21 protein-coding genes are annotated in these 25,070 nt (G+C 43.2%); 12 read left to right on the top strand and 9 right to left on the bottom strand.

Features of this window, described 5'->3' with window-relative positions; translation table 11 throughout:
* The first annotated feature begins 798 nt into the window (after window positions 1-798).
* The 6 genes from HG263_RS12075 (at window position 799) to HG263_RS12050 (ending at window position 10,451) form a co-directional block, all read left to right on the top strand.
* Window positions 799-2,259, top strand: coding sequence for a cytochrome-c peroxidase (locus tag HG263_RS12075; RefSeq protein WP_171626329.1), 1,461 nt, complete (start codon window positions 799-801; stop codon window positions 2,257-2,259).
* A gap of 507 nt (window positions 2,260-2,766) precedes the next feature.
* Entirely contained in the window at window positions 2,767-5,883 is a 3,117-nt protein-coding gene (locus HG263_RS12070; protein WP_171626328.1) for an efflux RND transporter permease subunit, read from the top strand.
* A 70-nt stretch (window positions 5,884-5,953) separates the two neighbouring features.
* Window positions 5,954-7,039 carry an efflux RND transporter periplasmic adaptor subunit gene (locus HG263_RS12065; RefSeq protein WP_171626327.1) on the top strand — a complete coding sequence of 362 codons (1,086 nt, stop codon included), beginning with the start codon at window positions 5,954-5,956 and terminating at the stop codon, window positions 7,037-7,039.
* 546 nt (window positions 7,040-7,585) lie between these two features.
* Window positions 7,586-8,449 (top strand): ACP S-malonyltransferase, encoded by an 864-nt coding sequence (gene fabD / locus HG263_RS12060; protein WP_171626326.1) that lies wholly within the window; start codon window positions 7,586-7,588, stop codon window positions 8,447-8,449.
* Window positions 8,449-9,729 (top strand): protoporphyrinogen/coproporphyrinogen oxidase, encoded by a 1,281-nt coding sequence (locus tag HG263_RS12055; RefSeq protein ID WP_171626325.1) that lies wholly within the window; start codon window positions 8,449-8,451, stop codon window positions 9,727-9,729. Before fabD ends, HG263_RS12055 begins: the two co-directional genes overlap by 1 nt.
* 179 nt (window positions 9,730-9,908) lie before the next feature.
* A complete protein-coding gene (locus HG263_RS12050; RefSeq protein ID WP_171626324.1) occupies window positions 9,909-10,451 on the top strand; it encodes a cytochrome b in 543 nt (180 codons plus the stop codon).
* Window positions 10,452-10,847: 396 nt separating this feature from the next.
* On the opposite strand, the gene HG263_RS12045 is transcribed toward HG263_RS12050, so the two are convergent.
* The 6 genes from HG263_RS12045 to HG263_RS12020 all read right to left on the bottom strand — a co-directional run bounded on the left by HG263_RS12045 (window position 10,848) and on the right by HG263_RS12020 (window position 16,422).
* A complete protein-coding gene (locus HG263_RS12045) occupies window positions 10,848-11,906 on the bottom strand; it encodes a Kelch repeat-containing protein (protein WP_171626323.1) in 1,059 nt (352 codons plus the stop codon).
* A 210-nt stretch (window positions 11,907-12,116) separates the two neighbouring features.
* On the bottom strand, window positions 12,117-12,299 hold the full coding sequence (locus tag HG263_RS12040; protein ID WP_171626322.1) for a hypothetical protein: 183 nt from the start codon (window positions 12,297-12,299) through the stop codon (window positions 12,117-12,119).
* Between the two features lie 311 nt (window positions 12,300-12,610).
* Complete coding sequence (locus HG263_RS12035; protein ID WP_171626321.1) at window positions 12,611-14,809, bottom strand: hypothetical protein; 2,199 nt, start codon at window positions 14,807-14,809, stop codon at window positions 12,611-12,613.
* Window positions 14,810-15,241: 432 nt separating this feature from the next.
* Window positions 15,242-15,709: a GNAT family N-acetyltransferase gene (locus tag HG263_RS12030; RefSeq protein ID WP_171626320.1), complete on the bottom strand. Its 468-nt coding sequence runs from the start codon at window positions 15,707-15,709 to the stop codon at window positions 15,242-15,244.
* Between the two features lie 178 nt (window positions 15,710-15,887).
* On the bottom strand, window positions 15,888-16,211 hold the full coding sequence (locus HG263_RS12025) for a putative quinol monooxygenase (RefSeq protein WP_171626319.1): 324 nt from the start codon (window positions 16,209-16,211) through the stop codon (window positions 15,888-15,890).
* Window positions 16,195-16,422, bottom strand: a complete 228-nt coding sequence (locus HG263_RS12020) for a DUF2798 domain-containing protein (protein ID WP_171626318.1) — start codon at window positions 16,420-16,422, stop codon at window positions 16,195-16,197. The genes HG263_RS12025 and HG263_RS12020 overlap by 17 nt, the downstream gene beginning before the upstream one ends.
* A 56-nt stretch (window positions 16,423-16,478) precedes the next feature.
* Here HG263_RS12020 and HG263_RS12015 point away from each other — a divergent pair, with 56 nt between their 5' ends.
* Window positions 16,479-17,375 carry a LysR family transcriptional regulator gene (locus HG263_RS12015; protein WP_246239952.1) on the top strand — a complete coding sequence of 299 codons (897 nt, stop codon included), beginning with the start codon at window positions 16,479-16,481 and terminating at the stop codon, window positions 17,373-17,375.
* A 147-nt stretch (window positions 17,376-17,522) separates the two neighbouring features.
* On the opposite strand, the gene HG263_RS12010 is transcribed toward HG263_RS12015, so the two are convergent.
* The 3 genes from HG263_RS12010 to HG263_RS12000 all read right to left on the bottom strand — a co-directional run bounded on the left by HG263_RS12010 (window position 17,523) and on the right by HG263_RS12000 (window position 21,123).
* A complete protein-coding gene (locus HG263_RS12010; RefSeq protein WP_171626317.1) occupies window positions 17,523-18,080 on the bottom strand; it encodes a hypothetical protein in 558 nt (185 codons plus the stop codon).
* Between the two features lie 26 nt (window positions 18,081-18,106).
* The gene (locus HG263_RS12005; protein ID WP_171626316.1) at window positions 18,107-18,265 is read right to left on the bottom strand and encodes a hypothetical protein; all 159 of its coding nucleotides are present in this window, start codon (window positions 18,263-18,265) and stop codon (window positions 18,107-18,109) included.
* A 422-nt stretch (window positions 18,266-18,687) separates the two neighbouring features.
* Window positions 18,688-21,123: a TonB-dependent receptor gene (locus HG263_RS12000; RefSeq protein ID WP_171626315.1), complete on the bottom strand. Its 2,436-nt coding sequence runs from the start codon at window positions 21,121-21,123 to the stop codon at window positions 18,688-18,690.
* A gap of 246 nt (window positions 21,124-21,369) precedes the next feature.
* On the opposite strand from HG263_RS12000, the gene HG263_RS11995 reads away from it, so the two are divergent.
* The 5 genes from HG263_RS11995 to HG263_RS11975 all read left to right on the top strand — a co-directional run bounded on the left by HG263_RS11995 (window position 21,370) and on the right by HG263_RS11975 (window position 25,064).
* Window positions 21,370-21,675: a DUF3649 domain-containing protein gene (locus tag HG263_RS11995; RefSeq protein WP_171626314.1), complete on the top strand. Its 306-nt coding sequence runs from the start codon at window positions 21,370-21,372 to the stop codon at window positions 21,673-21,675.
* A complete protein-coding gene (locus tag HG263_RS11990; RefSeq protein ID WP_171626313.1) occupies window positions 21,672-23,273 on the top strand; it encodes a PepSY-associated TM helix domain-containing protein in 1,602 nt (533 codons plus the stop codon). The genes HG263_RS11995 and HG263_RS11990 overlap by 4 nt, the downstream gene beginning before the upstream one ends.
* On the top strand, window positions 23,270-23,632 hold the full coding sequence (locus HG263_RS11985; RefSeq protein ID WP_171626312.1) for a DUF3325 family protein: 363 nt from the start codon (window positions 23,270-23,272) through the stop codon (window positions 23,630-23,632). Before HG263_RS11990 ends, HG263_RS11985 begins: the two co-directional genes overlap by 4 nt.
* Before the next feature lie 50 nt (window positions 23,633-23,682).
* Window positions 23,683-23,883, top strand: a complete 201-nt coding sequence (locus HG263_RS11980) for a WYL domain-containing protein (RefSeq protein ID WP_171626311.1) — start codon at window positions 23,683-23,685, stop codon at window positions 23,881-23,883.
* 338 nt (window positions 23,884-24,221) lie between these two features.
* Window positions 24,222-25,064 (top strand): hypothetical protein, encoded by an 843-nt coding sequence (locus tag HG263_RS11975; RefSeq protein WP_171626310.1) that lies wholly within the window; start codon window positions 24,222-24,224, stop codon window positions 25,062-25,064.
* Window positions 25,065-25,070: the final 6 nt, after the last annotated feature.

Raw genomic sequence — 25,070 nt, 5'->3', positions numbered from 1 at the left:
CACTAAATTAATACTGGCACCTACTCTGTCCATCTTGGATACTGAGCGATAAAGGCCTAATACTAGGGAATGCATTGTTGCTTTTCAAGTAATTTTTTGTGCTGTGATAATAACCAGTTTTTGAACTTTTTTTCACCTCGAGCATTTTGATTGTGGTAATAACCGTTGCTTATTGGTGGATGCTGTTTCTGTTTTGGGGTTAGTTTTTACAAATAGGAAAATGCTCTGATGCAGTGATAAATTCTCCCCTTTTTCCTAAGTGAAGTGTGTATAAAAAAGGGAGAGAAGAGCGCAAACAATGCCGTCTAGTTTCTAAAAAAAGATGATAACTGACGGTGTATTTCAGGAGCCTGATTTCTGTTTTCCCCTTGTCAATAGCGAAGTCAAAAGCACCTTTTAATTATTCGAACTCCCCCTATCAAACTGATAAAACGATCAGTGCTTAATGCCAAGTTGTAATGAGGAAGTAGCGCACGTAATGATGGCCCTAAATAGTTACCATATGTAAAGGTAACTCGTACAAATGCCATATACAGATAATTAAGCTAGTTTCACCATTGCATGAAGACGAATGGATGTATTCTGACCTCATGTTTGAAACATTGGGGGTTGAAAATTTTTTACAAAGCGGTACTATCCGTGTTTGATTAACAGTCAGGCAATAAATAATTAACTATAAGGTTTGGTTGTTAATGGTGGTGACAGTAACGCGAAGTTGTTAATGGATATCGTTGTGTTGCTGATAAATGAAGGATTGCGTTTGGTAAGTGCTGAAAGGTACTAATTAAGGAGTTGATTATGAGTATAGCCAAGAAACATCTTTTTTTACGAACGACACTATGTGTATCAATAGCGACACTATGTGTATCGTGCGTATCAGTTTTTTGGGAAGAACCATCAGTATCTGCTGAGCCTGATGTGCAAGCTTTAGAAAGCTTGGGTAAACACGTTTTTTTCGACGAAATCTCGGTTCCTGACGGACAATCTTGTGCTTCTTGCCATGCGCCTGAAGCTGGTTGGACATCACCTGATTCGCAGATTAATGAGCTGGCAGTCGTTGTGCCCGGTGCAAAGTCCCCCCGCTCAGGTAACCGCAAACCACCCACGGTAGCTTACACCAGTAGTGCTAAGAACTTTGGCGTGTCTCAATTCGCGCGAAACCCAACAGGATGTGAAGAAGAGCACTATGGGTTTTTATGTGCGGGAGGCCTATTTTGGGATGGTCGCGCAACTGGTGAGAATGTTGGCAAAGAGGTATTTGCAGGTACTTCTGATGAGCTGAAAAATGCCTATGAACGTTTCCTTGGGCCATTGGCCGATCAAGCTTTGGGACCATTTGCAAACGATGTAGAGCAAAACGTACCTGATGGCGAAGATAATGGTATGCCTGGGGCCGAATTTGTCTGTCGTCATGTCGCAAATTCAGACTATGCGAAGTTATATGAGCAAGCTTGGAAAGAGCCGATCGATTGTGAAACAACGGGGGTAGATATTAGCTTCAAGCGCATTGGTGTTGCGCTTTCTGCGTGGCAGCAATCTGATGAAGTTAACTCTTACAGCTCAAAACGAGATTTTGCTGTGATGCACGATGATGATGATACACCAGGGCATTCCCCCTATAAGCATCTAACCGATCTAGAAAACCTAGGTAATGATTTATTTTTTGGCTTAAAAACAAAACTCAATCCTCAGGGTAAGAGCGCGATGTGTGTTGATTGTCACAACAGTGAAGCACGAGATTCTGTCGGAAATGAGCTACATCAGCAGTTTACAGACAATGCATTTAACCACATCGGTCTGCCACCAAATTATGAGGCATCAAACTTTAATCCAAACAGGCCCGATACAGGACTTGCCGAACATACCAGTGCTACGCCTCTTACAAGTGGCCATGCGGGGCATTTTCGTACCCCAACAGTTCGTAATGTTGATAAAAGAATAAACGAGGGGTTTGTAAAGGCATATATGCACAATGGGTATTTTAAAAACCTAGAAGATATTGTGCATTACTACAACACTTCGCTGACGAAAGTTGATCCGCTGAAATGTCCTCCTGGAACGACAGCTAAACAGGCTCGTGAAAGAGATTGTTGGCCAGAACCTGAAATTAACAGTCCCAATCAAGCGAGTAATGATGAACTGAAGTTAATGGGGAACCTCGGCCTTACTGAAAAAGAAGAGGCGGCTCTTGTCGCGTTTTTAAAAGCTTTGACGGATACCCAAACGGTTACACCTCCAAAGTTGGTTAGCCGAGATTAAGTGCTTTTGCGGTATCCCAATACACGTGCCTTTAGTCATGATGGGCATCTGTGATACCGCCATTGTTTATGCATGCGTATTCGTTCTGTGACAGGGAGAAACAATACCATGGAGTTTGTGGCGCTTTAAAACGCAAACACGTTATAAAGCAAAAATAATTACTCCTAGTTTTGGCGTCTATTAGAGACTGAATTGGTCATGGTTGATGGTTTGTAGTGATATTGGCAAGGTATGTTAATTTGTAAAGGAAATGGTGTTTTACACTATTTTTATCCATCGCGATTTACGCTAAATCAACGATGGCAAGGAGTGACCTAAGGCATAGCGTTTGATAATCGCTATCGGCCAAATTTATTGATTAGATTTCAAGGAGTGAATGACTTAATGAGTCCAACGACTAAGCTCATTCGTTTTTCTTCCTTTAATTCTTATCAGTTGTTTTGCCTTTTCTTGTTGCACGGCTAGAAAAGGCTTGAACCCGAATAATGTTTAAAGGGACTAGCAAAGATGAATTTAACAACAATAACGATGAAAAACCCAGCTATAACAGCGGTTTTGATCGCGATTGTATCTTTAATGGGGATTTTCTCGGTAGCGAAGTTGCCGATTCAGTTGTTTCCAGATATTGAACGTCCGCAATTATCGATACATACTGGTTGGCGAACGGCGTCGCCAAAAGAAATTGAATCTGAAATTGTTGTGCCAATAGAGAGGGTACTAGAAGGCATTCCTGGCTTGGAAGAAATGAATGCAACTGCCAACACAGGGTATGCCAATATCATCCTAACGTTCTCGATTGGTACCGATATGCAGAAGGTATTGGTTGATGTAATTGGACGAATGAATCGACTAGATCCTTTGCCGCGTGATGCCACTCAGCCTCAAATTCAGTTAGGCGGTGGAGCGCCAGCATTAACATTCTTCTTCTTACAATCTTTACCTGGTAATACCAAGCCTATCAGCGAATATCGTGAATTTATTGAGGATGTTATTCGTCCGGTGTTGACTGCAATTCCTGGTGTGGGAAATGTAGAGGTGCGAAGTGGTGCAAGCAGTGAGCAAGAATTACAGATAACCATTGACCCCTATCGTGTCGCCCAGTTGGGATTGAGTATTCCTGAATTAACGCGACAACTAGGAAGAGCTAATGATGTTTCCGGCGGGCAAGTCGATCTTGGGCGACGTCAATATACGTTGCGAATGACTGGGCGCTATTCACCGAGCAATTTACCTGATCAAATTATAGATTGGCATGATGGACAAGCGATTACTCTTGGTGATATTGCCACAATTGAGGTAGCAGATAGCAGACGCACTAACCTTGCCGTGCAAAACGGTAACCCTGCGATCAGTATACGTATCGATAGAGAGCCAGGTGCCAATGTACTTAAGACGCTCACTCTAGTGAAAGCGGCGGTTGATGAGTTACAGCAAGGTGTTTTAAAAGACAATCAATTGGCAATGACGCAATCATTTGATTCATCAGTGTTTATCTATCGAGCTATTAATTTACTTTCCAGCAATCTTGGATTTGGTGTTTTACTTTCTATTGGTATCTTGTGGTTGTTTTTACGGCAGCTAAAGGCAACGCTGATTATTGCTGTGGCGATCCCGTTGTCGTTGTTGGCAACATTTATTGTCTTAAAGCTGATGGGGCGTAGCTTCAATGTTATCTCCTTGGCTGGGTTGGCGTTTGCTGTTGGTATGGTGGTGGATGCTTCGATTGTGGTACTGGAAAATATCATCCGGCTGCGAGAACAGGGCAAAGACCGTTTTTCAGCGGCCGTGCAAGGGGCCACTCAGGTTTGGCCCGCTCTGTTAGCATCCACGGCGACCACGGTAGCTATTTTTATACCGGTGCTTTTTTTAGAGGATATTGAAGGGCAATTATTTGGAGATCTAGCGTTAACCATTGCTATTGCGGTTTGTTTTTCTTTGTTGGTTGCAGTGACTATTACACCATTATTGATGAATCGCTATATCACAGGTAAGGATCTTTCAAGTGCGGATCATCTGCACACCTTGTGGGCTCGAATTACTCGCGGGGTCATGAATCTAACGTCTAGCCGCACGCGAAGAGTGTTATTAACCGTGGTACTCATTGGTGTACCGGTTTCAGTTTCATGGCTTGCATTACCTAAAATAGATTATTTACCAGCGGTTAAACGAGACAATGTGGACACCTATCTACAATTCCCTCCTGCGACAAATATTAATACTTTAGAGCAAGATGTCGTTAACGTCATGATTGAGCGCTTACAGCCTTATTTGAACGGTGAAAAAGAGCCGAAGCTGAAAAACTATTACATCATGGTTTTCCCTGATGGTGGGGGAAATATGGGGATATTGGGTGAAGATCAGGCTCAGGTCGCGCAAATCAAAAAACTTATAAGAGAAGAAATTTTAGTCGATTTGCCTGATTTGGTTGGTTTTCCTAACCAAAGAAGCTTGTTTGGTCGGTTGGGAGGAAGCCGCAGCGTGCCGCTTCATATTCAGCTCAAAGACCCACAAGCGCTAGATGAAATTGCTGAGCTTGCCAATGATTTGGTTAAAGAAGCGATGCCCAAAGCACGCGTTCGAGTACATCCACGACAGGAGCGTGCAGAGCCTGAAATACGAATTACGCCAATAGACCAAAGTTTAGTGGAGCAGGGGTGGAATCGAACAGACCTTGGTTTGTTAGTACGTACTCTAGGTAATGGGGCCTATGTTGGGGAGCACTTTGATGGGAAGAAACGACTCGATATTATCGTTAAAACCGCACCTTGGGAGAGCCCAGAGAGCTTGGGTAATACCCCGGTTATTACACCTGCTGGAAATCTTTTAACGTTAAATCAACTGGGAAATGTTGAGCGAACCGTAGGCCCTGGCATCGTCTTGAGAGTAGATGGTCGCAGGACGATAACATTAGAAGTGATCCCCCCTCAAGAACAATCTCTTGAAGAAACGATCAGTATTTTACACAACCAGGTTGAACCTAAAATTCGTGCTGTATTACCGGAAGGTGGAAATATCGTCTACGGTGGCAGTGCCGATAATTTGCAGCAAGCCGTGTTCACACTTGGACAGAACTTTTTAGTTGCCATAGGTCTGCTATTTCTATTAATGAGTGCATTGTTTCGCTCAGTAAAAGACAGCTTTCTAGTGGTGTTAGCTATGCCGTTGGCGATGGTGGGGGGGATCATTGCATTGCAAGGTATTAGCTCAATTACATACCAGTCACTGGATTTATTAACCATGATTGGGTTTGTGATCCTACTTGGTTTGGTTGTGAATAATGCCATTTTATTGGTTCATCAAACTCGTATGGGAGAACGTTCTGGGCTGGATCGTCACCAAGCGGTTGAGCGCGCTTTATTGTTGCGTTTACGTCCAATTTTCATGAGTACCTCAACCAGTATTGTTGGCATGCTTCCGCTACTTACCATTCCAGGAGAAGGCAGTGAAATTTATCGAGGTTTAGCAGCTGTGATTGTGGGAGGTATGACTATCAGTGCAGTCTTTACCTTATTGCTATTGCCGTGCCTTTTACGTATGGGAAAAGGGTTAGCTTTCACTTCCGATGAGATAGTTGATGCAGAATTAACGTCTTTGTCTGGTGCAGTGAAGACAGAATTAAAATAAGTAGCGGATTAGGTTTGGTTTAACCCTAGCTTTTTCTCAAATTATCGAATTCAAATTAGGTAAGTATGTAATGTTAAAAAACACCTTCAAAATCTTAAGTAAAAAGACACTGTTCAGCAGTCTTGTCCTGTCGGTGATGGTTTCGGTGACGTCTGCGACTGCCAGTGAGCAACCCAAAGGTGCAGCGGTGGATGTAGCTACCGTAAAGCTGCAAGATGTTTCCCCTGCAACTTGGTTATCAGGTGATTTAATCAGTCGTGCGGATTCACGAATAGCGACAGAGGTTTCAGGCCATCTATTAAATATCGCAGAGGTAGGTCAGCGAGTAAAGAAAGGGGAAGTTTTGGCGACCCTTAACGATAAGCTGTTACTACTTCGTTTACGAGATAACCAAACAGTAGTTGAGCGACTTAAAACCGAATTAAATTACTTATCACGCCAAATTTCTCGTGAAAAAAAACTTGCAGAACAAGAGAGTACATCTCAATCAGAGTTAGATCGACTGGAAATGGAACGGGATATTAGCCGTCAAGAATTGGAAGCCGCCAAAATTCAAGTTGAGCGTACGCGTTATTTAGTTGAACAATCAAGCATCATAGCGCCGTTCGATGGGGTGGTGGTTGAACGTATGGCTAATCTAGGCGAGTACCTTTCTGAGGGGCAACTTGTGCTCAGGTTTGTGAATGTAGATCAACAGGAAATTACGCTATACGCACCAATTCATCTGTACAGCAACTTAAGTGTAGGGGCGCGTGTGCAGTTACTGTCAGCTCAGGCACAAACCATGTCATTGCCAAAGTCTGGCGTAGTAAACCGTGTTATCCCTGTAGGTAATATCCGCTCACGAATGTTGGAAATACGAGTGAAACCAGACTCTGCTGATTGGGTAATAGGCGAGGCAGTTAAAGTTCAGTTGCCAAGTGGAGTGGCTGAAAAGCGCCTTACGGTACCACGTGATGCTTTGGTATTACGACAAAATAAGATTTTTGTTTACACCGTCGACTCACAAGGAAAGGCGCATCAAGTACCTGTGAGCCTTGGCGCCAGTGCAGGTGACTATATTGCGGTTGATGGAAACATTCGTGAAGGTGATACCGTGATTGTCCGTGGTGCTGAGCGCATGCGCGCGGGGCAGCATGTGCGACCGCTTCTGTGATATTGAGGTAGACAAACAGGCGTAGATTATGGCTGATTTCAGTCTTAGTTCTATGCACCAAAAGTAAGTACCTACTTCTAAAGTGGAGCACATTGCAAAGCAGGTAAAAAGCAACTTGATTGATAAATCTACAGCGAAGTACCTCATTTACTCTTTAGCTAGAGAGTAAATGAGGATAAGAGTCTGTAGCCCGCCTAGCATAAAGCTAATTATCTGCACATAAGAAAGCGGCATTGAGTGTGTGGTACAGGGGTAATATTTGGTCGATTGCTGCAAGCAAAATGTATTCTTATCTGTTTGCCAATACTTCATAGAAAGCAAATACCAAGTGTTAGAGCACCGCACGTAGAGTGTTCTTTACAGGGCAAAGCAATAGAGTAAAAAACGAAACATCCAAGGATTTTTTATTTTTTGATTATTAAGTGAATGGAAATGAGCATGCCATTGCTTGTAGCTGCCAATTAGAACGTTGGCAGCTACAAACGGTAAGGCTTAGTTACTTCCAAAGATATAGCTATAAAAATATAACAATAAAAGGTGGATAGTATGAAAGCGATGGTTTTTCCTGGGCAGGGGTCTCAGTTTACGGGAATGGGTGAAGAGCTCTTTGATGAATTTGATGATTACGTTCGCGTTGCGGATGATATCTTAGGCTATTCAATCAAAGAGTTGTGTTTAGTCGACCCTGATAAGGTTTTGTCTAAAACACAGTACACTCAGCCAGCCCTTTATGTTGTGAACGCGCTGCATTACCTAAAAAGAACACAGACCCTAAATGAAAAAATAGATTTTTTTGCTGGACACAGCTTGGGCGAATTTACGGCACTTTTTGCCGCCGGTGCATTTAGTTTTGAACAGGGTTTGCGATTAGTGAAAAAGCGAGGCGAACTAATGAGCACTGCGAACAATGGTGCGATGGCAGCCATTATTGGTGTCGATGCAACGCGAGTCAATGATATATTAAAGGCGCCAGAGCTGAGTAGCATTGATGTTGCTAACTATAACTCTCCTACCCAAACGGTCGTTTCAGGCTCGATGGATGATATTGAAATCGCACAAAGCATTTTTGAAGAACAAGGTGCCATCTTTGTTAAGTTGCCGGTCAGTGCTGCTTTTCACTCCCGATATATGAAGCCGATTGAAGACGCTTTTAGCCAATATTTAGCACATTTCACATTTGGAAAGTTAACGGTGCCAGTCATTTCAAATGCAACTGCTAAACCCTACCAAGATGACTCCATTGCGGAGAATTTAACTAAACAGTTAAGTAGTTCAGTCCAATGGGTAGATTCAATACGTTTTATCAATGCAAACGGGCAATGTCGTTTTGAAGAAGTAGGCCCTGGTGATGTATTGAGCAAACTGATTTGTGCGATAGCGAATAAAATGAATAATAAGGAAGCTGCATAATGGATAAGGGTGTACATATTGTTGGCGCGGGTATTTCTGGATTAGGTAGCGCACACTTTTTGAAGAAAAATGGTTTTTCTCCCATTGTTTATGAGTCTGAAAGCCAACCTGGTGGTCGAGCTGGATATGAGAAACTGAATGACGGTTTTTTTGAGACCGGCGGCAAGAATTTCTCTGAGTCTTGGACTCACTTTATGGAAATTGCAAACGACCTCAAAATAAATGAGCTGGACACTCAACATCATGCTTTTAATATTATTATGCAGGGAAAGCTGAAGACCTTTAGAAAAAAGATGGGCTTGACCGAAGTTGTTAATATGATGAAGGATGTTGGTGTGATTGGCAGCCTGCAATTTAAGCGCATGATTAGCTATAAATTGAAACACAAGGACCAATTAAATTTCGATGAAGGCAAACTGATTGAAATCGAAAAAGCGTACGACCACGCGCCGATCACTGAGCATTTCCATAAAAAACTATGCAAAGGACCGTTGCGTATGTTTTCGATCATTATGGGTGGCGCTGAACCAGAAGAAACCTACTACTCTAATTTGCTTCATTTGTTGCCGTTTGGTGTAGGTTCATTACGTACTTTTAGCAATAGTATTGGCAATTTCTTCGAAGTATTAGCGGCAAACCATGATGTGGAGTTTAATACTCCCGTCAGAAAAATTGTGATCGAAGACAATAAAGTCTCGGGGTTGATGGTCGAGCGACAAGGGAAGCAAGAATTTGTTGCTGCGCGCCATGCTTTAATTACGCTGCCGTTACATCAAATCCCAAATTTGATTGATTTACCTGAGCAAGTTAAACAGGCCATCGAGTCGGTTCGATATTTTCCTGTGGCGTTGATCAATGCTGAGTATGAAGCGGATATATTTAATGAACAGTGCCAGTCGATTATGTTTGATGATAGTTATCACTTAGGGCATTGCTCGGCCAACCGCTCTTATAAACTCAATTCTGTGCGTTTTACGATTGCTGGTAAAAAAGGACGAGAGGCGTTACAGCTATCCGATGAGAAGTTGATCGATCTAGCTGAAACAGAATTCTCGTCTGTTCTCCCGATTAATTCTGCAAGAGTCCGCTATCACGTAAAACGGCATATGGGCGGTCTATGTGCGTATGGCGCACATCATTCTAAAGCGAAAAAAGTCATTTGTGATTACGTGAATAGTATCCAAGGTCTAGAAATTGCTGGAGATTATTTGGAAGGGCATAACATGGGCGCTTGCCTGTCTTCAGCGAAAAAAGCGGTTAGTAACTTTGTTCAAGCCTGATAAATAAATAGGCTTTATAAGTAACGTAATCGAATCGCCACAGACACCTTAAGAACAAATGATGTTAGTCAAATATTTAAGGTGCCATCACAAGCCTTGTATCGAAAGTAAAGCGGTTAAATTGACTTTACTTTCATGCTATAGGGCTGACTTTTTTTACTTTTATTTAGACGCAAATTATGGAATCTACAGTATTAAAGTTTGATCGCACAGCCAGAACACTGCACTGGGTATCAGCGGTGGTGATAGTTTGGGCCATGTTGTCTGGTTTATTTGTTAGTTTTTTACCTTCCGTGGCCGTATCTCAACAGGCCACTTTGCAGCAACTAAAGCTCTTTATTACCGAGTTTAACGTGTCTTTAACCATGCTATACATCCCCTTTTTTATCTGGCGTGTTTTGCATGCAATACGGACCAAAAAGCCTGTTTATTGTAAATCACTACCAACAGCACAAGTCAAAGTCGCGCATGTTGCACATGTTTGTATGTATACCTTGATTGCAACATTGCTTTGTTCTGGTCTGCTGATGATGAATCGGCCCTTTGGTATTTTTGGCTTGTGGAATATGTCACCGATGATTGTTGATCAAACATGGTTGCTCTTTTTCGCAAGAGTTCACGAATACAGCAGCTACGTATTGCTGATATTTATCATAATACACCTTGGTGCTTTGGCTAAGCATCAGCACTCTGGAAATCAGATTTTACAAAGAATGTTGTAGGCAGAACGATGGGCGTACGTATAGGGGGATTGGTGTTTTGAATAAAGTCTTGATTAGTGATGATGCATTGGCATTTTTACTGACTCACCTTTAGGAAGTGTTGACGACTTATTCAGCGTTATCGGCTAACTTACATTGCATAACTAACCTTAGGTTTGGAGCAATTCGCTTATCCAAAGCTGAGGTTAGCTATGCGACGCAGCCTATGCTTTGCCTAAGTCACCTTGCAAAAACAAACAAGCTCAGCGCGCCCAGGTAACAACAGTGGTGTATCAACATCAAAGCATCATTTAGGAGATGTCCATATCATCAGCTTGTCCTTTATGTATATGTCCGTTGACAAGCAACCAAGATAGGCCGGTATTGCCGAGACTGTCTGTTTGGCGATATAACAACTTATAATACCAGCGTTTCTAATAAGTTTGAGGTGCCAGTGCCACCAGCCTGAACCGCACCGCCCATGATATAAATTTGGTTGTTGAGGGTGATAGCGCCAAGACCGTGTCGGGTGGAAGTTAGTTTGAATGCCTCTGTACGCCACACATCGTTATTCAAATCATAACTCCAAACAGAATTAAACGCTTTTGAGTCAATTAATTTGCTCCCCTGTGAAGTGCGTTGGTAAATGTATTGCTCACCGCCGAAAGCATAAATTCTATCGTTCAGTTGTGTGCAGGCTAAACCTGCACTGGCAAGGGGCATAGGGGCGAGTGTGCGCCAGCGATCTTCTTTTGAGTCATAGCACTGTACGGTACTCATATTTACATTGTTTTGACTAAATTGCCGACCGCCGATGATGTAAATCAAGCCATTGTGAACGGCTGAAGCGGCTGAGTTACGGGCAGTATCAAGAGGCGCACCTTGATGCCATTGGCCTTGATGATAAATCCAATGTGCGCTGGTGTCGGAGAGTTCATTTTGAGCATTTAAGCCTCTTCCGCCAATCACATGAATGTGTTCGTGAACACTGGCATACACAGACTCAGCTTGAGGCGCAGGCAGCGGCGCGACTTCACGCCAAGTGGTGAGTTGTTCGTCACTTGCAAATACATTGGCGCGCACTTGCCACGGATTTTGTTGATCGGCAGCAAAGCCACCGATGCCATAGAGTTGATTTTGGCAGGCGACAAGCCCAAGGTGGTGCCGTGCTTGCGGCAAAGCTGGCCCTTGATGCCAGATGTTTGTGATTGGGTCATAAATATGCAAGTCAGTTGTCGGTGCAAGATGACCAAAAGGCGCACTGGGATCATTTGATGCTTGCAGCCCGCCTGCAATACAAATGTTACCTTTAAATACGTGTGGGTAAATCTCCTGCATTGCACGGGGCAGATTCTTTCTTGGTTGCCATTGGGGTAAAGTGAGCTTTGATACCATCAGAGAAGAGGGTGCGCAAGCCGCTGCAGCCAAAGAGAGCCCGCCTAATGCCAAATGAGATAAAAACGTTCTACGTTGCATAACAAAAAGTACCTTTATTTATACTTGGTTTATTGAATGACCGTATAGAGGTGAGATATCTTTCCGTGAGTAGTTTATATCTCTTGGATAAGTAACAGATTATACCGATACATTGGGTTCGTATCGCGCTTGTTCGTATTAAAACGTTTTTCAAAACCCCCTATATATCAAATAGTAAAGTTATATATAAAGGGGAGTCAGCAGGCTGAGTTACTCTTCTGCGATAAAGTGGCTAGTGTCTCCCTTAAAATCGTAGCTTTTGTACAAAACATTGCTCAGTTGACCGTCTAGTAGCAGGTCATATTCCAGTGTGTATTGTGTGTTGAATTCCATCTGGGCAGCTACGCCCGTACTTAGTATGGCTGCGCTGATTGCAAGAGTGAGTTTATTCATAAGGTTCCTTATCATTCGAGTAATTCATCTTGGACGTAAAAATAGTGGCAAGAGATCGATGTTTATGACAGAGAGTTTGAACGTAAACAGTTCTAAGAGCGGGTCATTAAATAATCGAATTAGTTACGAACTTATATACCTGTTCATTTAGCGATTATAAATACTATTTGCGCGCTAGGCGTTGGGTTGGCGATTTATGATAGTTCGATAAGTGTTATTTTGTGACGGCAGGTGCTTCATTTAAAAGCAGATAGACACCAGCTACTACATTGATGTCTATCTGTCATATTTATAACTCAGTGAGCGAGCGGCTACTTCGCCTTTTGCACATGTCCATCGGCAACAAACCAAGATAGGTCGGTGTTAACGATGGGGTAGGCTTGTTTGCCTTTACACAAGGTGTCGTCTTTTTCTTGGCAGTTATTGTTGGCGGCTTTATCCCATTGGGCATTTTGGTTCCACGCCCATGGTTTTAACATACATGGATCGTTGCCTGGCATGCTGTAATCTGCAAGTAAGCCAGGGCATTGGGCATTTTGATAGTTGGCTCTGCCAACGCCTGCGGCATATTCGCCTGTTTGCGGTGCCTGGCTTACTGCGCCTGCTCGGCGATGGCAGTTTTGACAGTTAGTGCCTAGTGGATGGATCACGGGCTCAATGTAAGGGTTCATTGAAACCGGTAGCATAGTAACAGCATCGCCATTGGGTCTTTGCGTTGCCCATTTGGGGGGCGTATCGGTAAAGTAATTGGTGGCAACGACGGGTGTGCCATCAATTTCATAATTGATGCCGTAACTGTCAGTGAGTAGGTAGTTTTCTCGCCAAGTTTTGCCAACTTTTTTGTCCAGCGTTGCCACTGTTTTACGGTTTAACCCAGAATACTTATAGGTCGTTGCTTTATAAGCGATTGCTTGACCAAAACAGTGGTTGTATTGATCTACAGGGCAATCTTTTAGGTTGTCATCCATCGGGCTCCACCATACACTTTGAAACGCCCATGTGTCTATTTCTTTGGTATTCACATGCATGGCCACCACGACTAAGAAGTCGCCTGCTTCAAAACCCTTAGAATCATCGCCATAGGCCCAAATGGTTGCTTGATCTAACAATGCGCGGTCGGTCGCAGTGAAAGCATTGCTTAGGGTTTCTTCTGACACTTGTAAGTGCATAAAATCGTTTACTTTATACACGTTAGGAGATTGTGTGGTAATGGCTGACGCGCCTTCGACATGCGCAAGTTGCAAGGTGGCGCTAGGTGTAGGCTTACAGGCTTTGCCACAAGTATCAATGGCGACGACTTTACCCCATTGTTCATAGCCAAGATACTCGGCATTGCTGGCGTAGCTTTTATCTTTGAAGTTTTTCGGTACCCAAGGTGGTAGCGCACCGTAGCGAATACGACAGCCTTGCTGTTTTTGTTTGGCGTTGGGGTTACAGCCTTTGACTGGCCAGAACATATGTTTGGTTGAAATAAACTCCTTATTGAACCAACTGGCGACTTTATTGGCCGCAATATTGTCGTTAGCTTTTGCGTAAAGATCTGAGAGTGTCGATGTGCCTGCATACAGGGCGTTATTTTGAATCGCATCCCACGCCTGCGTGGTGAGCGATTCTGTCGCAATCATCACATCGCCTTGATTCACAAAGGCAGTACCATCACAAATACCGCTGGCGCTTGGGCAAACGAGGTCGGGGTAGCCTTGCGCGGTACACAATTGATCCAATGTCTTCCATGCTTGTAATTGGTCTTTGCTTGATTTTTTCGCGTCATAAGCGATGGCTAATTGTGGCGTTACTTGGCTCTCAGACAGCCCACATTGTTTTACAATGGCCTGCGCGGGAACTTTATAGGTTGGGATCGTACCCACTGTATTCACTGTTTGTGTTTTAGTTGGGTCTGGGTCTTGCGCGGTGGTTGTTTGTGCCAGTGTGAGTTCAGGTGAGGCGTGCGATACCCCAGACTCAGAAAAGCCGCGGTTGATTTGGATCAGCCCCGCAACCGCAGAGCCGACGTTGTCGATATTGGTTGCCTCCAAGGCTGAACTGCTTTTGGGGGAGTAGGGTAAGCCTGTATTTGGCCAGCTTAGCCATAACGGAAAAACCCCGCTGCAGGCGCTTTGTTTGCTGCTATTTTCAGCCCAGCAGCCTTGGCTGCCAAACATCGTAGAGGTATTGGTTTTACTATCGTAACCCGAGTCTGCCAAGGGTGACGAAATACCAGCCCATAACTGCCAGCCGTGAGCGCGCACGGTTTTACGGCTATTCTTACTTTGTTGTTGTACGGCATCTTGCAATATTGCAGTACAGGTTGTCGAGGCGCTATTAACTGGGCACCAGTCAGACCAAGTGGGTAAAGGTTGATAGGGCCCAAAGTGGGAAAATACCTGTTGTGCTTGAGGGGTTGGCGTAGAGGCTGTATTGGGGGCTTTATCAGAATTCGAACAACTGCTTGATAGAGTAACGGCAACCGCCACTATACTAATCCGTGACAATAAGCTTCTTATTTTCATAGATATATCCTTTTAATAAATGTCTTTTGCAAACTTTTTATCAATTCTCTGGGTAGCGTGCATATCGTCGGTCATGTCAATTCCTTAGCAATGTGGGATAGGCTAAGCGCATCCATGGTTTGTATTGTTAGGAAAAGCACAAAGCGCGATCTGTATAGATTACTCAGATTGACGTTAAGAATAGGTCGATATGGTATTTTTGCTAATGGGTGTGCACTAAACGTCGATCTGTTTGGGGGCGCTTACTAATGCTCGTTTATCATTTAGGGCCGTTAGCAGTTGATTACTTTCTACTTAATTTGCGCAGTTTTAGTTTGAACGATAAAGGAGCGCCGAATAAACCCCAGCGTGCCAGCGTTATTACCTGAGCAAGCACTATCCATGTTTGACTTACTCGATGGGTAATAACGAATGCTCACGTGAGATGATTTTTCAATTATTTGTTTTTATTGTAAATATTTGACGGTTCACTTTACCCCAATAGGCATCTTCGTACTCTGATTCTGAGTATGAGACTCCGTTTAGTGTGAGTGCTTTTCGCCAGAATTGAATTGCATGATCCGCGCCTTGGATTTGTTTAACTTCCCATTTGCCAGGATGCGCTTGCCAAATTTTATTGATGAACAGGGAACCTATTTTTCTTTTCCTTACGCTGGGGATCACGTAAAACTCACATATTTCGTGATTGTTGCCACGACTTGATATATTGGCAAATGCGATTGGATATGCGCCGTCAAAGGCTAAGTATCCGATATGTGTTTCATCCAGTGGCGTATCAAGAGAAAAGACCCCCTTTTGATTTGGCAATTTACCAGTGAGCGATGAGAACTCTGCTTCATAGGCCTGAGCTAAATTCATGTAAACTTCAATTAATTCACCAGTTACCTGACGTACATCCACGGCATTACCCTCTAATTTGAGCGGTTAAAAAGTATGTATGTGAATACTCACACTATCAGTGTGATATGTAAATAATGGGGGATCAATTGTAGGTAGAGAAACAATATGATTGACTATCAAAATCGTCGCTGCATGTATCTGTTATTTTATGCCAACTAAGGGGCATGGCCCCTCGTACTTAACCGTAGCTGAAGTTACTTGGATTTGCTCCCCTAAGCAATGGAACTATCTCCACCTCTTTAGCCAACCAACCTTTATATAGTTCAAATACGTTTTGGGTGTAATCTTGCTGGTGGTGAAAATCAAACGCGGCCTGATTGGCAAAGCGTTCAATGAGCGTGAGTTGGCTGCGGTCCGCATTTTCATACAACTCAAAACGTAGGCATCCTTTTTCGGCTCGTGTTGCGGGCAAAATGTGTTTAATTGCCTCAATACAGTCGTGATAATACGCTGCTTTAGGGGTGATATGGGCGATAAAGTTAACATTATTGTGCTTTGTCATAGACCTTCTCCTTGATGCGTAAAGTGATGACTGAAATGGGGCTTGATAATAAATAGGCCGCTGTAAAAGAGGCGGGCCACGCATTGCAAAAGGCCTGCGTCCAACGTGACGCAAAGTCGGTCACTAAGCCCAAATTAATGTAAGTGACCCAGCCCGACACCATAAACGACAGGCATAATGAAAGTAGTAATGTAAAAATGAGTTTTTGCATGTTTTCTCCTTTGGCTGTTGATATGATTGTAAGGTATTGACACAAAAGCAGAATGATTGGAATGGAAAGCAAAGGTTGCAAAAATAAACATGCTAGATGACTTACGACTTTTTGTGGAGGTAAGCCGCCGAGGCAGTTTTGCCAAAGCTGCACAAGACCTCGGTGTTGGTGCACCGACACTCTCTAAGCGTGTTACAGCACTGGAACAGCAACTGGGTTATGCGCTGCTACAGCGCAGTGCCAGAGGCATCACACTGACTAATCATGGGCAAACCATCATCGATAACATGGCGAGCGAATTGCTGGCCCTACAAGCACAATGCGATGCCTTGACTGGCCTCGAGGCTAAGTCATTTCATTTATTGTGCCCACAAAACTTGATGATTGGACCTTTGTACGACGCATTACAGTCTTTTCAAAGTCGCTATCCAGCACTTCAGCTTCATGTTGAGCCCGCAAATAGCCTAGAGCTTTTGAGTCAAAAACGCTTTGACTTAGCGATACGGGTGGGTGAGCTGGACGACTCTAGCGTATACCAAAAACGTCTTGGGCAAATTGCAGTTAAAGCACTGGCTGCTAAGCATATAGCTAACGCGCAAAGCTTATTTTTACCTTTTCGACGCTCACAGTTACCTGCAACTGAATCGTGGCAAACATTATTGGCAAAATATAAACATATTTCGTATGTGGGGGATATTACCTTAGTGCGCAAGCTGGTGGGTGCTGGCAATGGCGCCGGGGTGTTACCGATGACTGAGATAGCCGCGCTACTAGCGCATGCTAATAATACCGCATTTTGTTATGTTGATGAGTGCCAATTTACGCGTAACGTGTATGCGCTTTGGCCTAATCAGCGTATTCCACCTAAACACGTTGGTGCGTTTATAGACTTGTTACAGCGCCAATGCCAGCGCTTGGGATATATGCAAGGTGAGGTGTTGGCTTTAGGCTAAATAATCGGCTTGCAAATTTAAGCGCGTGTGTGCATTGCATCAGCATATTAGATGGCGCTGCGCTTATCGCAACCTACGATTAATTTTAGATATAGCAGGCATGCAAACGGTAGGCTGGGCTACCGTTGCAGATGAAATTTTGTTGAATTATTCGGTTGCCCGCTTTTGTTTTATATATAACTTCAGAGATTTTAAAGGGTAAGCTGCTATTGCAGAAATGATTATAATATTGCATATCCAGCCAACCGTAACATAGATAATCTTCAGTTCGTGATAATCAAAGTAACCCCTAGCAGTCAGTTGCATACCCTGCATCAACATCAGTATAAGTGTCGTATACATGCATATTCTAGCTGTTTTTGAGAAAGTACAGCCTCTCAGTAAATGGAGGAAGAACAATGTTGCAGCGAAAGAGAATTGTACGATAGCTTTGCTTAAATAGAATAACTTTATTTGCTCTAGCTTATTCATTTCTATAGATAGTATATATAAAGATATTTCGGAATTTACAACGTGAAAAATCAAGACACAAAGGGCGGATAAAAAACATGAATGAAGTTCATGATGCTGTATAGTTGGTAAGTCCTTTCGACCACCAAAAAATAACTTCCATCTTAGCTGGTAAAATTTGAAAATAATGAAAGCTAATACAAATACTTCAATTCCTTTTAGTACCCACCCTAAGCCATACAAAACTTCATTCATATCATATCCTTGTTATTTCAATAAACTTAACATAGAAAGGAAGTTAACCTAGGCCAATACGCACCATACACTTGCTGCGGCTCAATCGTATCATCGGTACTCCCACCAGCCACTTTCTTTGCATTCTCAGCAGAGAGTTCTTTTAATTTTTTTGATTTAAGTTTTAACGTCATTGAGGTTTTCATGGTTCCAATCCTTATTTGAGTGGCATACATGCCTAGCCTCAGCGGTTTAAATGTTAACCTTTTGTACACTATGTGGCAACATTTTATTTTTACGAACTTCGCGTAAGGGGTTGGTATGTATGAATTTATTAATATTCTCGTACCTATCCCTTAATAACTAGGTGTATAGGCAAAAACCATGTTACTAACTTGGGCGTTAATCAACAAATAAATTAGTTAACAAGATAGAAAGTGGAGAATGGCTTAACAAGCTTTATGTTGATTGATTTTTGGAGTGAGAGATGCGCACGACGGTCTTCTCGAACGGGTTTAAGAATCTTACCATGCTGAAGCAAAATGGCATTATGAAATGGATATAATGCCATTTGGTAAAAGATCCTGACCTTCGTCAGGATGACCGTTTTGAGCCCACCTTTGTTTGATTAAAAGTTGTAATGCGCGCGAACGAGCACGTTGCGTTCTTCACCCGGCATACCGCCTAGGAACATGGCTTTGCTGTAGTAAGACTTATCAAACAAGTTGTTCACCTTTAACTGCACACCCCAACGTTTGCTGTTGTAGGCAATGGCGGCATCAAATACCGTATAGCCCGGCACATAACCATCTGGAATACCAAATGACGTTGAGTGGGTGCTTCTTTTATCTACATATTGTACGCCAACGCTGATATCTAGCGGTATTTCTTGGGTAAATGCATAGCTTGAGTGAGTAACCCAACTACCAACCGTGACATAAGGGACGCCTTTTTGGCGTGTATCAAACGAGGTATTGGCTGGGTCCATTTGATCGCGCGCGTCTTGGTAAACGGCGTTTACATTGACTTTCCACTGTTCATTTAAAAACGCATTTAAATCTAATTCAACCCCTTTGGTTTGCTCTTTACCGTTGTAGAAATAGCGAGGAGTGCTCGAAGAAGAAACACCTTCTTCATACTCTGGGTTATTGTAACGCAAGTTAGTGCGACTTGACTCAAATACCACGAGTGAAGCAACCAGCTGATCATCAAACGCTTTTAAGCGCATGCCGATATCATTGCTGATTGACTCGGTATCTTCTCTGTCGGCTTCTGTGCCAGAAACCTCGCCCAAAATACTGTAGGCGGTGCGACCTTTAGCGTGGTTTACAAATAACGATAGGTTGTCTGTTGGCATGTAGGTCATACCAAAATTATAGGTAAGGCCATTATCAGAGGTGTCTTGCTCAGGTTTTGGTTTGGCTGCGCTGGCTCTATAACGCGTATCTACCCCTAAGTGTTCATAACTTTGGTCGATTTCGTTGTAGGCAAGGCCAACTCGGGTGGTTAAACCAAAATCAAAATAGGCCACATGTTGCGCGCCCACACCCCAAGCACTCACCGCTTTGTTGTAGTTACTGGTATTAAGCGGGTCATGATCTTCAAACGAACCGTCAGCCCAGTTGGGGGTACGAATGTCTAAAATATAAGGCAACGAACCTTGATAGATAACTTCGCCATTGGCGTTTTTAATCACTTTGTCGGCATCGTATATTGAGTATTGTTTAAAGCGAATATCACGGTCTTCATAGTTGGCGTTTATCAAAAATTCGTTGTCGATATCATTGAAGGTAAAATCGTAACGTAAGTCTGCAAAGTATTGCCATGAACGTTCATTTGCCTCTACTTTGCGATATTCTTGACGACGTGCTGCAAACGGATAAAGCTCGCCGTCAAGCACAAGCGGGGCACGTGGCTCTTCATTGATTTTGCCTCTACGCTCCCAGTATACATAGTTGTAAGCACCTGTTTGGCGGGCAAACCCTGAGTCATAATCACGATATTGTAATTGCTGGTTAAAGTATAAATGGTCGGTGATATCAATGTTATGAGTGAGCTTAATACGTAGCTCTTCCCCTTTATTGTCTTTAGCCATAGGCGAAATAATCCCATTGTGACCAAAGGTATACGGTGTGAGTCCATCATTACTAGCAAGTGAGTCGGCCAATTGCTGCCTTTGTAGATCGCTCAGTTGCAAGCCTTTACCATTTGGGTCGTTGACAAGATCTTGCCACGTTACGTCACCTGCGCGCTTTCCTCCCACCGATTCTGAGTTGTAAATACGAATTGGGTGACCGATTGAGTCAACGGCAATACCATCATCAATATATGCTGCAGATAGCATCACATCATGACCATCATTGAGCACATATTTAAAGCTCACATAGGCTTCATCGCGGTCGTTGTTGAGATCTCGGTAGCCGTCACTGCGCGCTGATTTTACTAATACACGGTATGCCAGCTGTTCGGTTAGCGCATCGGTTGAGTCTAGTTCAAATGAATAGGTGTCCCACTGTCCAAGCTCTGCAGTGACAGAGTGGGCGGCGTTAAACTGTGGTTTTTTTTCTATGAGATTAATAACACCACCGGCACTGCCCATGCCATAAAGCCCAGTTGCAGGGCCTTTTAATACTTCAACAAACTCTACGTTGGTCATTGAGCGGGTAGGGTTAAAGGTGTTACCTAAGCCCGCACCGCCATACATACCATCGTAGGTATAATTTGCGCCAAGGCCACGGATCACTAAGTTATCGCCAATACCATAGTTGTTACCTGCTTGGGTTACACCACTGATATTGCGCACGACATCTTGTAAGTTGGTGATCACTTGCGAGTTTAACAACTCGCTGTCTACCACCACAACGGCGGCAGGAGTTTCCATTAGCGACATATCTGATTTGGTAGCAAGGCCAGAGTTTAAAACAACCTGATTTTGACGGCCATATACGCTGATTGTTTCAATATCAGTGTTATTTGCTAAATGGGGGGTGCTCGTTGTCGCAGCAACCAAAGGCGAAGAAGTGGCACATGCCAAAGCAAGTGCAGATAAATTAAACAATTTCATAGGGGAATTACAGCTCAAGGAAATAATATGCAAATGATAACTACTATCATTATCAATATTCAATAGGGTAGTAGCAGGTTTAACTTTTATTCAAGAAAATCCCAATGTAATGGCATACTTTATTTACATAAATCACATGATTCAGTGTGATTTGTGTGCAATAAAAAAATTCTTTCGGTACTAGATTACAAATAGAATCAATAATTGTTACCATTTGCAATTATAAGTTTAAATTGCAACCTAACCGTGATCCAAACATGCTTATCCAAATTGAGATTGAATAAAGAGGTGCTCCTTCGCTTACTGGTTGTCGTTGGGATTGGATACCCTCTGACTGCCTTGGTAAGCATTGTTCTTTCTTACATGCTGCCGTTATCAAAACCTGATTCAGTGGCCGCAGCATCGATGCTTAGTTTTGTTATTTATAGCGCATACATTATGTGGGCTTTTGCTGCTAAATCATGGCAAAGGGTTGCGTGCTTAAGTGTCTTGTTATTGTCTGCAATTGCAGTATGCCATGGCGTACATAGCTGGGCATTGGAGGCGTTATGAAAAGTGGTTTTAGACAGTCGATGGCTTGGTTGCATACTTGGACTGGCATTGTTGTAAGTTGGATTTTGTACTTCATGTTTGTAACCGGCACCTTGGGTTACTTCGATAGCGAAATTGACGCATGGATGAAGCCTGAACTGCCACGCAATACTGCGACTGTGCAAACGGCCTTACGTAGTGCGCAGCAGCACTTAGAGCATCATGGGCAAGATGCCAAAGACTGGCGTATTTATTTACCAATTTCTCGTACTGAGCCACACCTTTTGCTTGGCTATCAACAAAAGAATGCAGAAGGTCAGTTGGTACGTGTACGTCAGCAAATAGATGCTGCCACCGCAGAAGTACTCCAAAGTCGCGCTACGGGAGGCGGGCAGACGCTGTATCGTATGCATTATCGATTGCACTACATTCCCACTAGATTGGCTTACTACTTTGTTGGTGTATTTACCCTGTTCATGCTGTTGGGTTTGCTAACCGGCATTGTGGTTCATAAAAAAATATTCAAAGAATTTTTTACCTTTAGGGCAAATAAGGGCGCGTCGTCTTGGCTTGATGGTCATAACTTAATGAGTGTGATGAGTTTACCGTTTCATTTGATGATCACATATACAGGCCTTGTGATGTTCACTTTCACTTATATGCCCTTTGTATTAAATGCCAGTTATGGCTTTGGTGAAGAGGGTAAAAAGCAATTTTTTGATGCGTATTATAAAAATGCCGCCCCTACTGAGGCGTCGGGTAAACCAGCCACGATGTTGCCTTTAACCCAATTGTATCAAAATGCCAGCGTGTATTTAGAGCGTCAAGGCAATGCGCAGGCCAACTATGCGATACGTATCTATCATCCAAATGATGTAAATAGCGTTGCGGTGTTCTCACCAGAGCTATCAGATGCCAGCAACGATGGCAGCAAATTGGTGATGAGCGCCATTTCGGGAGATGTGCTCAGTTACCAGCCTCACTATAGTGGTGTGCGGCGTGTGCAGTCGGTTTTGCTCGAATTACATGAAGGTATTTTTGCCAACTTAGCCACTCGCTGGTTGTACTTTTTGTCAGGGGGGATGGGGTGTGTAATGATAGCCACAGGCATGGTGTTGTGGACCAAAAAGCGCCGTACCAAGGCACTGAATAACCCACAAGGAATGCCGTTTAGCTTTAAGCTTACCGAGGGTCTTAATATTGGCACTATCGTTGGTTTACCAGCAGCAGTGGCCGTGTATTTTTTAGCAAATCGATTGTTGCCACTGGGCCTTGAAGCGCGCGCGCAATGGGAAATTCACTGCTTTTTCATCACTTGGTTGATGTTTTTATTACATGGCATGCGTTTAACATGGCTGAGCAGGAGCCACAAGGCATGGTATCAACAGTGGCTCTGTACCAGTGTATTATTTTTGCTAGTCCCTATGATCAACGGCATAACAACACAACGGGGTTTAGTGGCCAGTATGCTCAATGCTGATTGGGTGTACGTTACTTTTGATATTACCAATTTAGCGGCTGGACTGGTGTGCTTGTTTATTGCTCAAAAAGTGAAAAGCACATCCAAGCAAGTCTTGCCCGTACAACGTGGCAAATTACATTCTGAGCTGACACCATGATATTACTACTTACGATTACATTGGTTTATCTGGGGTTGTGTTTGTTTTTGCTCTCAATGCCAAAATATACGCGTGCACTAGGGCGCGAATATAAACCGAGTAACCATGGTGAGAGAGCGAGGCGTGCTGGTGGATGGTTGTTGTTAGGTGTAAGCCTCTATTTGGCAAGTATTCCGCTAGGTGGTGTCAATGCCTTAGTATTCATTTTGGGTGCTGTTACCGCTGCAGGTGTTTGCCTGTCCTTAGGGTTTCAAAGTAATCCCAAGCGCGCTTTATTACCTGTGCTACTCATTATTAAAATTAGTATGTTGATTGCGGTTAATAGAAAATTGGTTTTGAGGTGTAAAAAGCGCTCCTAACAAGAGCGTTCATAGGGGAAATTTGGGACTAGGGTTATGATTCGCTGCTAATGATGCGTGAAAAACCAAGGTGTATATATTTTAATTACCCAGTGTGGTACATGTTCGCGTGGGATCATTTAAGAGCAGGATTTAGAACTTTTCGTATTGATCGAATTGTAGATGCTTGTTTAGTTGAACAACCTTTTAAAGTAAAAGCATTTGAAGCGTTTTCTCACCTTATCGAAACCGACACACCAATTACGCTCTAGGGGCTGTTCACTTTAGTGACTCCTGCTGATGAGTATCCACTTGCTCTCACTTGTAAAAGTGCCTTGATATTGAACAAAACCCCTTATTAGATGGCTCGTTTTGTCAGTTTACAAGTGTTTGCTATTTCAAAGCGCTTATTCAAACCTAAGGTTAAATACTCAGCATTATTTTGCAAAAACCTGTAATAAATCGCTGGTTTATTATACAGATAACTCGCGTACTATGCCCTTAAATCGTATGTAAATTGTCCTTGAACATTAAGTTGTATCCACAACGCCTTAATTAATAGGTGTTGTTTCAACATTGTTTAATGCAGAAATAGGGTAGGCAAATAATCATGAACGCGCTCAAATTACCGATGGTCTTTATCAGTGGTTTTGTAGTGGCTTACGTGTGGTTAGGGAACGCACCGCAAGAACACAAAACTAACTCTGCTGTACATACGCTGGATGCTTCATCATCTGCTTTGTCTGCTCGCATTGCTGAGCTTGAAGAGACGAACCTTAATTTGCGCGAGCAGGTTGCCGTGTTGGCGTTGCCAGTTGCATCCAATGACGTTGCACCGCAGCCAGTTAACTCTGTAGCAAAGACTGAAACATCAAATGACCAGCTAGTTGTTCCTGTGGCAGAGATAAAAAACAACTTACACGTCTTTTCTGTGCAGCCAGTGTTGTTTTCTCTGAGCAATCAATTGCAGTTAGATGAGTCGCAAAATAATGAGTTGGAGCAATTGCTTACAACAAAAGCGCAGGCCGATTTTGATGCCTGGCAAACATTTAATGAACATGCTGAAGCTGAGCCTGATAATCGTGACTACTATCAGCAACTTTATATGGATGCCATTGCTCAAAATAGTGCCCAGTACCAGCGCTCGCTCGAAAATAAACTCACAGCGCAGCAGTTAACGCAATATAAACAATATGAGCGAGCACAAGCCAAACTGAACGTGCAGCAAAAGCTCAGCATGCTAAACAACTCACTAACTAGTTTGAATTTAAACGACTTCCAAAAGCAAGAGATAAAACGCCTGTCGGCACAGGTTTACTCTGTGGCGGATGCGATAGCACTTGGCACCTCGGGTAGCCCATACGCAAACACTGGTGTTAATACAGACTTTGAGAAGCTTGCTCAGATCCGAGCTCTTTTCTCAGAAGAGCAACAGCGTAAGTTGAACTTATGATGTTGA

This window comes from Pseudoalteromonas caenipelagi (genome assembly GCF_013140855.1).
GTDB lineage: Bacteria > Pseudomonadota > Gammaproteobacteria > Enterobacterales > Alteromonadaceae > Pseudoalteromonas > Pseudoalteromonas caenipelagi.
This window is presented reverse-complemented; position numbering and strand designations above follow the sequence as displayed.